This is a genomic window from Kitasatospora sp. NBC_01300 (genome assembly GCF_041435235.1).
GTDB lineage: Bacteria > Actinomycetota > Actinomycetes > Streptomycetales > Streptomycetaceae > Kitasatospora.
The window spans coordinates 6716386-6728128 of the sequence record NZ_CP108408.1 but is presented as its reverse complement, the minus strand read 5'-3'; the positions used below and the strand labels follow the sequence as shown (position 1 = coordinate 6728128).

Genomic DNA, 11743 nt, shown 5'->3' with positions numbered 1-11743 from the left:
CGAGGAGGAACCATGCCGGACCTGCCCCGCTTCACCGCCGCGGCCGTCCAGGCCGCCCCCGTCTACCTGGACCCGGCCGCCACCGTCGACAAGGCCGTCGCCCTGATCCACGAGGCGGCCGGCCACGGCGCCGCCCTGGTGGTCTTCCCCGAGGTCTTCGTCCCCGGCTACCCGTACTGGAACTGGACGATGAACCCGGTGCAGGGCTCGCCCTGGTACGAGCGCCTCTACCGCGCCGCCGTCGACGTCCCCGGCCCGTACGTCGACACGCTGCGCGCCGCCGCCCGGCAGGCCGGCGTGGTGCTGGTGATCGGCGTCAACGAACGCGGCCGGCACAGCCTCGGGGTGCTCTACAACACCCTCCTGATCATCGGCGCGGACGGAGAACTCCTCGACGTGCACCGCAAGTTGGTGCCGACCTGGGCCGAGAAGCTGACCTGGACGCCCGGCGACGGCAGCTCCCTGCGGGTGCACCGCACCGCCGTCGGCCCGCTCGGCGCGCTCGCCTGCGGCGAGAACACCAACACCCTGGCCCGCTTCACCCTGCTGGCCCAGGGCGAACTCGTCCACGCCGCCAGCTACATCGCCCTGCCGGTGGCCCCCGAGGACTACGACATGGCGGAGGCGATCGCGCTGCGCGCCGCCGCGCACTGCTTCGAGGGCAAGCTGTTCACCGTGGTCTCCTGCTCCACCATCTCGCCCGAGATGGTGGACCTGATCGCCGGCGACGACCACCAGGTGCGCAAGCAACTCGCCCGCCCGCGCAGCGCGTTGTCCGGCGTCTTCGGCCCCGACGGACGCCCGGTGGGCGAGCCGCTGGTGGACGAGGAGGGCATCGTCTACGCCGAGATCGACCTCGGCCGGTGCATCCAGCCCAAGCAGATGCACGACATCGTCGGCCACTACAACCGCTTCGACGTCTTCCGGCTGCACGTGGACAACCGCCCGCTGCGGCCGCTGGTGTTCCCGGAGGAGCAGGCATGACCAGCCACGACGGCACCACCGACCCCCACGGCAGCGCCGACCAGGGCCGCGCGGCCGACCACGACGACGACCGAATCGGCCGCGCCAGGGTCACCGACAGCCCCGAACTCACCGCCTACTACGAGGAACTGGCCGAGCACGAGGCCGGCGCCCTGTGGACGGTGGCGAACGAGATCGAGCCCTGGTACCCGCAGCCCAGGTCTGTGCCGGTGCTCTGGCGCTACGCCGACCTGCGCCCGCTGGTCCGCAAGGCACTGCCGCTGGTCAAGGCCGACGACGCCGGCCGCCGGGTGGTGATGCTGGTCAACCCCGGGCGCCGCGAACTGAGCGCCGCCGTCGGCCTGCTGTACACCGGCCTCCAGATCATGGGCCCCGGCGAGGCGATGACCGCGCACCGCCACCAGGCCGCCGCCCTGCGCTTCGTCCACGAGGGCACCGGCGCCTGGACGGTCGTGGACGGCCAGAAGCTCAGGGTCGGCCCGCGCGACTTCGCCATCACGCCCAACAACTCCTGGCACGAGCACGGCAACGAGTCCGACGACGCCCCGGTGATCTGGCAGGACGGCCTGGACATCCCGCTGGTCAACATGCTCGACGCGAACTTCTACGAGGTCCACCCGGAGCTGTACCAGCGGCCCGGCCCGGTGGTGAACTCCTCCCTGCTGAGCTACGGCGGCAACCTCCTCCCGTACGGCGTCGAGACCTGGAGCAGGCCCTACTCCCCCCTGCTCGGCTGGCCCTGGGAGCCCAGCTACCACGCGCTGTGCCAACTCGCCCGCGCCACCGGGGGATCGCCGTACGACGGCGTCATCATGGAGTACACCAACCCCGTCACCGGCGGCCCGGTGATGCCGACCATGGCCGCCCACCTGCAACTGCTGCGCCCCGGCCAGGCCACCCGCGCCCACCGCCACACCGGCTCGGTGGTCTACACGGCGGCCAAGGGGCGGGGCGTCTCGGTGATCGCCGGACGGCGCTTCGCGTGGCAGCAGGGCGACGTCTTCGTCGTCCCGTCCTGGGCCTGGCACGAGCACGCGAACCTCGACCCCGGCGAGGACGCCTGCCTGTTCTCCTTCAACGACTTCCCGGTGATGCACTCGCTCGGCCTCTACCGCGAGGAGGCCCACCCGGCACACGACGGGCACCAGGGCCCGGCCTGACCCACCGGACACGCCCCGGCCCACCACCGCCCGGCACCCCCAAGGAGCCCCGACCATGCACCTGTTGACCTACTGCGCGGACGGCGACGAGACCCCGCGCCTCGGCGCCCGGCTCGGTGACCAGGTCGCCGACCTGACCGCCCTCGCCACCGCCGCCAGCACCCGGCTGCCCGACGACCTGCTCGGCCTGGTCCGGGCCGGCGAGGCCGCGCTGACCACCGCCCGCGCGCTGCTGACCCACGCCGGCCCCGGTCACCCCGCCGTCCGCCCGCTCGCCGAGGTGTCGCTGCGCGCGCCCCTGCGGCCCGGCAAGATCGTCGGCGTCGGCCTCAACTACGTGGAGCACGTCGCCGAATCGCACCGCACCCTGGACACCGAGCGCGAACTGCCCGACCGGCCCGTACTGTTCAGCAAACCCTCGACCGCCGTCACCGGCCCGGGCCAGCCCATCCGGCACAACGCCGACCTCACCAAGCAGCTCGACTGGGAGTGCGAACTCGCCGTGGTGATCGGCGAACCGGCCTTCCGGGTGGCCGAGCGGGACGCCTGGCGGCACGTCTTCGGCTACAGCATCGTCAACGACGTCAGCGCCCGCGACCAGCGCCGCTCCGGGCAGTGGTTCTTCTCCAAGGGGCAGGACAGCTACGCGCCGTTCGGCCCGGTCGTGGTCACCGCCGACGAGATCCCCGACCCGCAGGACCTCGACCTCTCGCTCAGGGTCAACGGCGAGCTGCGGCAGGACTCCAACACCCGCCACATGCTGTTCGGCATCGCCCGCCTGATCGCCGACATCTCCTCCGGCGTCACCCTCGAACCGGGCGACGTGATCGCCACCGGCTCCCCGTCCGGCGTCGGCGCCGGCCTGGTGCCGCCGCAGTTCCTCCAGCCCGGCGACCTGGTCGAGGCCACCATCGAGCGGATCGGCACCCTCGCCAACCCGGTGGTCGACGCCCGCTGAGCGGAGCACCCCACCCCGGCCAGCTCCCGAGAGGAGCCCCAGCACCCCATGACCACCTACCGGATCGGCCAGATCGTCCCCAGCTCCAACGTCACCATGGAGACCGAGGTCCCCGCCCTGCTGCGGGCCCGCGAGGCGGTCGCGCCCGAGCGGTTCACCTTCCACTCCAGCCGGATGCGGATGACCAGGGTCACCCCCGAGCAACTGCGCGCCATGGACGCCGAGTCCGACCGCTGCGCGGCCGAACTCTCCGACGCCCGGGTCGACGTGCTCGGCTACGCCTGCCTGGTCGCCGTGATGGCCACCGGCCCCGGCTACCACCGCGAGGCCGAACAGCGCCTGCACCGGCGCACCGCCGAGAACGGCGCCCCCGCCCCCGTGGTCACCAGCGCGGGCGCCCTGGTGACCGGCCTGCACACGCTCGGCGCCGAGAAGGTCGCCCTCGTCACCCCGTACCTGCGGCCGCTGGCCCGGACCGTGGTCGACTACCTGGCCCACGAGGGCATCGAGGTGCTCGACTACGCGGCCCTGGAGATCCCCGACAACCTCGACGTGGCCGCCCACGACCCGACGCGGCTCCCCGCCATCGCCCGGCGCCTCGCCCACGCCGAGGCCGACGCCGTGGTGCTCTCGGCCTGCGTGCAGCTGCCCTCGCTGTCCGCCGTCGAGGAAGCCGAACAGCAGCTCGGCAAGCCGGTCGTCTCGGCGGCGATCTGCACCACCCACCAACTGCTGCGCGCCCTCGGCCTGCCGGCCGTCGCCCCCGGCGCCGGGCACCTGCTCTCCGGCGCCTACGCGGACGCCTGACGCCGGGCCCCCACCGCTATGATCACCACGAGCTGCCGGGGAGGAGGCGCACCATGTCGGAGAGCACGACCCGGCCCAGCTCCCTCATCCACACCGTGTACGGCGAGTTCGTGCGCCGCCTCGGCGGCTGGGTCTCGATCGCCGACCTGATCGCGCTGATGGCCGAACTCGACGTCGACGGCCCGGCCGTGCGCTCGGCCATCTCCCGGCTGAAGAAGGCCGGCACCCTGTTCCAGGAACGCCGCGACGGCACCGGCTACCGGCTCGCCCCGGCGATGGACCCGGTGTTCGAGGAGGGCGACCGCCGGATCTTCCACAGCCTGGAGCCCGCCGAACTCGCCGACGGCTGGGTGGTCGCGGTCTTCTCGGTGCCCGAGTCGGAGCGCGCCCACCGCCACCAGCTGCGCTCCCGGCTGAGCTGGCTCGGCTTCGGCAACGCCGCCCCCGGCGTCTGGCTGGCGCCCGCCCGGCTGCTGCCGGACGCCCGGCGGCTGCTGGAGCGCCTCGGACTGAGCGCCTACGTGCACCTGTTCCTGTCCGCCGAGTACGCGGGCTTCGCCGAACTGCGCACCGCGGTGGCCGGCTGGTGGGACTTCCCGGCGATCGAGGCGCAGTACGCGGCCTTCGACGACGCCTGGCGCCCGGTCGCCGCCGAACTGCGCGGCCGGCCGCGGGTCGACCCGGTCGAGGCGTTCCGCGACTACGTCCCGATGCTCACCCAGTGGCGCCGGCTGCCCTACCTGGACCCGGGCCTGCCCGAGCCGCTGCTGCCCGCCGACTGGAACGCCGTCGCCGCGCGGGCCGTCTTCACCGAGCTGCACGCGCTGCTCGCCGAGCCCAGCCTGCGGCACGTCGAGAAGGTCACCGGCCTGCCGGCCGGTGCCCCACCCCACCAGGAGCCGCGATGACCGACCCCGACCCCGCCGACCTCCTCGTCCGCGCCGCCGCCGTCCACACCCTCGTCCCCGGCCGGCCGCCGCAGCGGGCGATCGCCGTCACCGGGGCACGGATCACCGCCCTGTCCCCCGACCCGCACGGTCTGGACGACCTGATCGGACCGGCCACCGAGGTCCTGGACGCCCCCGCCGCGACGGTGCTGCCCGCCTTCGACGACACCCACACCCACCTGATCCTGGCCGGCCACAGCGTCCACGGCGTCCCCGTCCACCGGGCCCGCGACCTCGCCGCCTTCCTCGGCCTGATCCGCGAACGCGCCGCCCGCACCCCGCCCGGCCAGTGGATCCACACCACCGTCAACTGGCAGGAGGTGCTGCTCGCCGAGCAGCGGCTGCCCACCACCGCGGAACTGGACGAGGCCACCGCCGACCACCCCGTCCTGGTCCGCCGCGGCGCCTACAACATGGTGCTCAACTCGGCCGCGCTGCGCCTCGCCGGCATCACCGATGACACCCCCGACCCGCCCGGCGGCCTGCTCGAACGCGACGACCGGGGGCGACTCACCGGTCGGCTGGTCAACAAGGCGGTCGAACTGGTCGAGCGGGTGCTGCCGCGCCCCGCGCTCGCCGAACGGGTGGCCGGCCTGCGCGCCGCCTCCGCCGACTACGCCGCCACCGGCATCGGCACCGTCCGCGACTGCCTCGTCCCGGCCGAGGACCTCGACGTGCTGCTCGCCGCCCGGGCCGCCGGCGCGCTCGCCGTCCGGGTCCGGGCGCTGGTCTCCGGCTTCGCCGCCCGCACCCCCGAGCAGGTCGACGAGCTGCTGGACCGGATGGACGCCTGGCGCGCCGCCGGCGAGGACGACGACCTGCTGCGGCTGTGGGGGGTGAAGTTCGGCATCGACGGCGGCTTCGAGGCCGGCGCGCTGGAGGAGCCGTACCAGGACCGGCCCTGCTACCACGGCCGGCTGCTCTGGGAGCCGAAGGAGCTGGTCGCGGCCGTCGACCGGGTGGTCGGGCGCGGCTGGCGGGTCGGCGTGCACGCCTGGGGCGACCGCGGCCTGCGCACCCTGCTGGACGTCTTCGAGGCGGTGCTCGGCCGGCGCCCCGGCCTGCCGCCCGGCACGCTGGTGGTCGAGCACGGCGGGCTGGCCCGGGCCGACCAGCGGGCCCGGGCGATCGCGCTCGGCATCCCCGTCACCGTGCAGCACCCGCTGCTGCACGACGGGGCGCTCGCCCAGCAGCGGGCCTGGGGCGAGGAGCGGACCGCCGGGATCTTCCCGCTGCGCGAATGGCTCGACGAGGGCGCGCTGCTGGCCGCCGGCTCGGACTTCCCGGTCGGCCCGTACGGCGCGATGGTGTCGGTGTGGGGCATGACGACCCGCCGGACCACCGCCGGGGTGGTGGGGCCCGAGCACGCCGTCGACCGGGCCGAGGCGGTCGCGCTGCACACCGTCCAGGCGGCCCGGCTGATGGGCGAGAGCGCCGAACGCGGCAGCCTGCGGCCGGGGGCGCTCGCCGATCTGACGGTGTGGCCGGTCGACCCGCTGAGCTGCCCGGTCGACGTGCTGCGCGAGCTGCGGCCCGAACGCACGGTCGTCGGCGGGCGGACCGTCCACCCGGCCCAGGCCCAGGCCTAAGGACCGCCCGGCCGGACCTCCTGGAGCAGCCCCCAGGTGAAGTCGGCGGTGCACGGGCGCGCCCGCCCGTCGGCGTCCGGGGCGGTGAAGTCCAGCTGGAAGCGGGTCGGCGCGCTGCCCTCGCGCGGCCGGGCGGGCGGGAACGCGGCGCCCAGGTCGGCGACCACGCAGCTCCACGGCACGAGGTCGGCGAGGGTGCGCAGCCCGGGCGCCGGGGCGTCCGGGCCGCGCACCAGCCACTCGTTCAGCAGCGGCCGCCCGGCCTGCGCCGGACCGAGCAGGCTCTCGAAACGCAGCTCCGGCCAGAGCGGCAGCGCCCACTGCCGCGCGGTGCAGGCGAGGTCCCCGATCCGGCGCGGCACCACCGCCTGCGGCGGGCCGAGGACGGCGGCGCAGCGGTCGGCGCCGCGCGGGAACCGGGGCGAGCGGACCATCGCCTGCCAGCGCTTGTTCGCCTCCCGCATGGCGGCCCGGGTCGCGCCGAGCCGCCGCACGGCCTGCTCGACCAGTTCCGGGTTGAAGTCGGCCATCCGGCGCAGCAGCACGAGCTGGAACTCGGTGGCCCCGAAGCCGTGGATCGCCATGGCAGCAGGGTAGTGCCCGGGGCGTGGCACCACCCTGCCGCCGAAGCGTTCGACCGCCGAACGGTTCGACCGCCGGGGCCGTCAGCCCCCGACGTAGGCCGCGAGGTGCTCGCCGGTGAGGGTGGAGCGGGCGGCGATCAGGTCGGCGGGCGTGCCCTCGAAGACGATCCGGCCGCCGTCGTGGCCGGCGCCCGGGCCGAGGTCGATGATCCAGTCGGCGTGCGCCATCACGGCCTGGTGGTGCTCGATGACGATGACCGACTTGCCGGAGTCCACCAGCCGGTCGAGCAGCCCGAGCAGCTGCTCGACGTCGGCGAGGTGCAGGCCGGTGGTCGGCTCGTCGAGGACGTAGACGCCGCCCTTCTCGGCCATGTGGGTGGCCAGCTTGAGCCGCTGCCGCTCGCCGCCGGACAGCGTGGTGAGCGGCTGGCCGAGGCTGAGGTAGCCGAGCCCGACGTCGGCGAGGTTGGCGAGGATGCGGTGCGCGGTCGGGATGCGCGCCTCACCGGTGCCGAAGAACTCCTCGGCCTCGGTCACGGGCATCGCGAGCACCTCGCTGATGTCGCGGCCGCCGAGGTGGTACTCCAGCACCGAGGCCTGGTAGCGCTTGCCCTCGCACTCCTCGCAGGTGCTGGCCACCCCGGCCATCATCGCCAGGTCGGTGAAGACCACCCCGGCGCCGTTGCAGTTGGGGCAGGCGCCCTCGGAGTTGGCGCTGAACAGGGCCGGCTTGACGCCGTTGGCCTTCGCGAAGGCCTTGCGGATCGGCTCCAGCAGCCCGGTGTACGTCGCCGGGTTGCTGCGCCGGGAGCCGCGGATGGCGCCCTGGTCGACGGACACCACGCCCGCGCCCTTGGGGATCGAGCCGTGCACCAGCGAGCTCTTCCCGGAGCCGGCCACGCCGGTGATCACGGTCAGCACCCCGAGCGGGATGTCGACGTCGACGTCGCGCAGGTTGTTCGCCGTCGCGCCGCGGATCTCCAGGGTGCCGTTCGGCTCGCGCACCGCCTTGCGGACGGCGGCCCGGTCGTCGAAGTGGCGGCCGGTGACGGTGCCGCTGGACCGCAGCCCCTCGACGGTGCCCTCGAAGCAGACCGAGCCGCCCGCCGTCCCGGCGCCGGGGCCGAGGTCGACGACGTGGTCGGCGATCGCGATGGTCTCCGGCTTGTGCTCCACGACCAGCACCGTGTTGCCCTTGTCCCGCAGCCGCAGCAGGAGTTCGTTCATCCGCTGGATGTCGTGCGGGTGCAGGCCGGTGGTGGGCTCGTCGAAGACGTACGTGACGTCGGTGAGCGCCGAGCCGAGGTGCCGGATCATCTTGACCCGCTGCGCCTCGCCGCCGGACAGCGTGCCGGAGGGCCGGTCGAGCGAGAGGTAGCCCAGCCCGATCTCCACGAACGAGTCGAGGGTGTGCCGCAGGGTCCCGAGCAGCGGTGCCACGGCCGGCTCGTCGAGGTCGCGGACCCAGGCGGCCAGGTCGCTGATCTGCATCGCGCAGGCGTCGGCGATGCTGGTCCCGCCGATCAGCGACGACCGGGCCGCCTCGCTGAGCCGGGTGCCCCCGCAATCGGGGCAGGCCGTGAAGGTGACCGCCCGGTCGACGAACGCCCGGATGTGCGGCTGCAGCGCGTCCCGGTCCTTGCTGAGCATCGACTTCTGGATCTTCGGGATCAGCCCCTCGTAGGTGAGGTTGACCCCGTTGACCTTGACCTTGGTCGGCTCGCGGTGGAGGAAGTCCTGCATCTCCTTCTTGGTGTACCTGCGGATCGGCTTGTCCGGGTCGAGGAAGCCCGAGTTCGCGTAGATCCCCACCGTCCACCAGCTGTCGGTCTTCCAGCCGGGGATGGTGATCGCGCCCTCGGAGATCGACTTGGTGTCGTCGAAGAGCTGGGTGAGGTCGATGTCGGAGACGCTGCCGCGGCCCTCGCAACGCGGGCACATGCCGCCGGTGATGCTGAAGCTGCGCCGCTCCTTGACGGTCTTCCCGCCGCGTTCGACGGTGACGGCGCCCGCCCCGCTGATCGAGGGGACGTTGAAGGAGAACGCCTTGGGCGAGCCGATGTGGGGCTGCCCGAGCCGGCTGAAGAGGATCCGCAGCATCGCGTTGGCGTCGGTGGCGGTGCCGACCGTGGAGCGGGGGTCCGCGCCCATCCGCTGCTGGTCGACGATGATCGCGGTGGTCAGCCCCTCCAGCACGTCGACCTCGGGCCGTGCCTGGGTCGGCATGAAGCCCTGGACGAAGGCGCTGTAGGTCTCGTTGATCAGCCGCTGCGACTCGGCGGCGATCGTGTCGAACACCAGGGAGCTCTTGCCGGAGCCGGAGACGCCGGTGAACACCGTCAGCCGCCGCTTCGGGAGCTCGACGCTGACGTCCTTGAGGTTGTTCTCGCGCGCGCCGTGCACGCGGATCAGGTCGTGGCTGTCGGCACCGGGTACCGCCGGCGGCTGCGCGGCCGCCCTCGTGGGCTTGCTCATCGTCTTCCCCATCTGTGCGGCGGAACCGCCGTCGCGGTGGCTGATCGCCGGCCGCCGCACCGGGGAGCGGAGCCCCGTCCACCGGTGCCGGCCAGGCATGGCGGAAGCCTAACCGCCGTCCCGGGGACGGCCCGGCCGGTGGGCCCGCGGCCCGGCGTCCGGTACCGGCCGCACGGCGTGGCACGACCGCCGGGGCGGCCGGACGGGGGGAGCCCGCCCGACCGCCCCGGTCGGCATCAGTCCTTCACCGCGCCGGTCGGCGTCAGTCCTTCACCGCGCCGGTCGGCGTCAGTCCTTCACCGCGCCCGCCAGCCCGGACACCAGCTTGCGCTGGACCGCGATGAAGAAGATCAGCACCGGCACCGTCATCAGCGTCGATGCCGCCATGATGCCGCCCCAGTCGTTCTCGTCCGGCTTGAAGAAGACCAGCAGCGCGGACGGCAGGGTCTGGTTCTGGGTGGCGCTGATGATGAAGGTCTTCGCGAAGACGAAGTCGTTCCACGCGGCGATGAAGGAGAACACGCTGGTCGCGGCGAGACCCGGTGCCACCAGCGGCAGCAGGATCCGCCACAGGATGCGGGTGCGGCTGGCGCCGTCGATCTGCGCGGCCTCCTCGATCGACACCGGGACGGCCGCGACGAAGCCGCGCATCATCCAGATGCCGAACGGCAGCGAGAACGCCAGCTGCACCAGGATCAGCGAGGCGAGGGTGTTCAGCCCGATGCCCGGCGCGAACCGGCCGGCGTCGCGGAACATGAAGAACAGCGGGATGGTGAGCGCCTCGACCGGGATCATCTGGGCGATCAGGAACATCACCATGATGGTGGTGCGGAACCTGAACCGGAACCTGGTCACGGCCACCGCCGCCAGGAACACCACGACGGCCGAGAGCACCACCACCGACACCGCGATCACCAGGCTGTTCACGAAGTACCGGCCGAAGCCGTCCACGCTGAGCACCTGGCGGAAGCTCTCCAGCGTGGGGTGGGCCGTCCACGGCTTCGGGTCCAGCGACCGCACCTCGCCCTTGGGCTTGAACGCGGACAGCACCATCCAGAAGATCGGGAAGGCGGTGACCACGGCCAGCACGATCGCGCCGGTGTTGGCGGCGAACCGCCAACGGCCGCGGGTGTTGCGGGTGGTGCGGCTCCGGGGGGTGCCGGTTCCGCCGGTGCCGGTCCGGGAGTCCCGGACGGGGTTCAGGACGCTCACAGTTCGTTCCCCGTCCGTCGCAGGGTGCGGATGTAGAGGACCGTCGGGATCACCAGGATCAGCAGCATGATCACGCCGATCGCCGCGCCGAGCCCGTACTGCGAGGAGGCGAACGCCTTCTGGTACGCGTACACGTTGAGCACCAGGTTCTGGCCGGCGATGCCGCCGCCCTCGGTCATCACGTAGATCTGGGTGAAGACCTTGAAGTCCCAGATCACCGACTGGATCACCACGATGGTCAGGATCGGCCGCAGCATCGGCGCGGTGATCCGGCGGAAGGTCGTCCAGGTGTTGGCGCCGTCCAGGGCGGCGGCCTCCATGATCTCCTCCGGGATCGCCCGGATCCCCGCGTAGAGGGTGACCATCACGAAGGGGAAGGAGTGCCACACCACGACGGCGCCGACGATCAGGAACGCCGTCCACTTGTCGTAGAACCAGTTGAACTCGTGGAAGCCGGTGAGCCCGAGCTTCACCAGCGTGTGGTTGACCAGGCCGAGGTTGGTGTCGAACAGGAAGCTCCACACCGTCGAACCGGTCATCGCCGGCGCCGCCCAGGCCGCCATCGCGGCGGTGGTCAGCACCAGCCGGGGCCACCGCCCGACCTTGGTCAGCAGGACGGCGAGGGTCGCGCCGACGGCCAGGGTGGCGACCACGCAGAACGCGGCGAAGCCGACCGTCTGCAGCAGCACCGACCAGAACTGGCCGTCGCTCAGGATCTTCGAGTAGTTGCCGAAGCCGACGAAGGAGGTCGGGGCGCCCCCGGAGGCCTGGGCCTGCCCGAAGTCCAGCACGGACAGCAGGCCCAGCTGGTAGATCGGGTAGGCGACCAGCGGGATCAGGATGACCGCGGCCGGCAGGAGCAGCAGCAGCGGGGGCCGGCGGCGCCGGCCGCCCGAGGGTGCGGCCGGCGCCGTGCCCCCACGGCGCCCGCGCGGGGAAGGCGGCGCCGTCGGGGCGGTCGTGGTGGATGCGGACACGTGCGGGACCTGCTCTCTTCCGCGGACCAGGAGGTCGGTGCGGGACCAGG

At 73.2% G+C, this 11743-nt stretch carries 10 protein-coding genes; 6 read left to right on the top strand and 4 right to left on the bottom strand.

Annotation, left to right across the window (positions count from 1 at the left end; genetic code table 11):
• The first annotated feature begins 12 nt into the window (after window positions 1-12).
• From OG556_RS29395 to OG556_RS29370, 6 genes are read left to right on the top strand one after another with little or no spacing between them, the layout of a single operon-like run.
• The gene (locus OG556_RS29395) at window positions 13-984 is read left to right on the top strand and encodes a carbon-nitrogen hydrolase family protein (RefSeq protein WP_350879099.1); all 972 of its coding nucleotides are present in this window, start codon (window positions 13-15) and stop codon (window positions 982-984) included.
• Window positions 981-2144, top strand: a complete 1164-nt coding sequence (locus OG556_RS29390) for a cupin domain-containing protein (protein WP_371521411.1) — start codon at window positions 981-983, stop codon at window positions 2142-2144. The genes OG556_RS29395 and OG556_RS29390 overlap by 4 nt, the downstream gene beginning before the upstream one ends.
• A gap of 55 nt (window positions 2145-2199) precedes the next feature.
• Window positions 2200-3102, top strand: a complete 903-nt coding sequence (locus OG556_RS29385; RefSeq protein WP_371521409.1) for a fumarylacetoacetate hydrolase family protein — start codon at window positions 2200-2202, stop codon at window positions 3100-3102.
• Window positions 3103-3150: 48 nt separating this feature from the next.
• Entirely contained in the window at window positions 3151-3909 is a 759-nt protein-coding gene (locus OG556_RS29380; protein ID WP_371521407.1) for an Asp/Glu racemase, read from the top strand.
• 53 nt (window positions 3910-3962) lie between these two features.
• Window positions 3963-4817: a PaaX family transcriptional regulator C-terminal domain-containing protein gene (locus OG556_RS29375; protein WP_371521405.1), complete on the top strand. Its 855-nt coding sequence runs from the start codon at window positions 3963-3965 to the stop codon at window positions 4815-4817.
• A complete protein-coding gene (locus OG556_RS29370; RefSeq protein WP_371521403.1) occupies window positions 4814-6445 on the top strand; it encodes an amidohydrolase in 1632 nt (543 codons plus the stop codon). Before OG556_RS29375 ends, OG556_RS29370 begins: the two co-directional genes overlap by 4 nt.
• On the opposite strand, the gene OG556_RS29365 is transcribed toward OG556_RS29370, so the two are convergent.
• The 4 genes from OG556_RS29365 to OG556_RS29350 all read right to left on the bottom strand — a co-directional run bounded on the left by OG556_RS29365 (window position 6442) and on the right by OG556_RS29350 (window position 11693).
• A complete protein-coding gene (locus tag OG556_RS29365; protein ID WP_371521401.1) occupies window positions 6442-7029 on the bottom strand; it encodes a hypothetical protein in 588 nt (195 codons plus the stop codon). The two genes, OG556_RS29370 and OG556_RS29365, sit on opposite strands and share 4 nt — an antisense overlap.
• An 81-nt stretch (window positions 7030-7110) precedes the next feature.
• The gene (locus OG556_RS29360) at window positions 7111-9504 is read right to left on the bottom strand and encodes an ATP-binding cassette domain-containing protein (protein ID WP_371521399.1); all 2394 of its coding nucleotides are present in this window, start codon (window positions 9502-9504) and stop codon (window positions 7111-7113) included.
• 288 nt (window positions 9505-9792) lie between these two features.
• Entirely contained in the window at window positions 9793-10707 is a 915-nt protein-coding gene (locus OG556_RS29355; protein ID WP_371522973.1) for a carbohydrate ABC transporter permease, read from the bottom strand.
• 5 nt (window positions 10708-10712) lie between these two features.
• Window positions 10713-11693, bottom strand: coding sequence for a carbohydrate ABC transporter permease (locus tag OG556_RS29350; RefSeq protein WP_063350256.1), 981 nt, complete (start codon window positions 11691-11693; stop codon window positions 10713-10715).
• Between the last annotated feature and the right edge of the window lie 50 nt (window positions 11694-11743).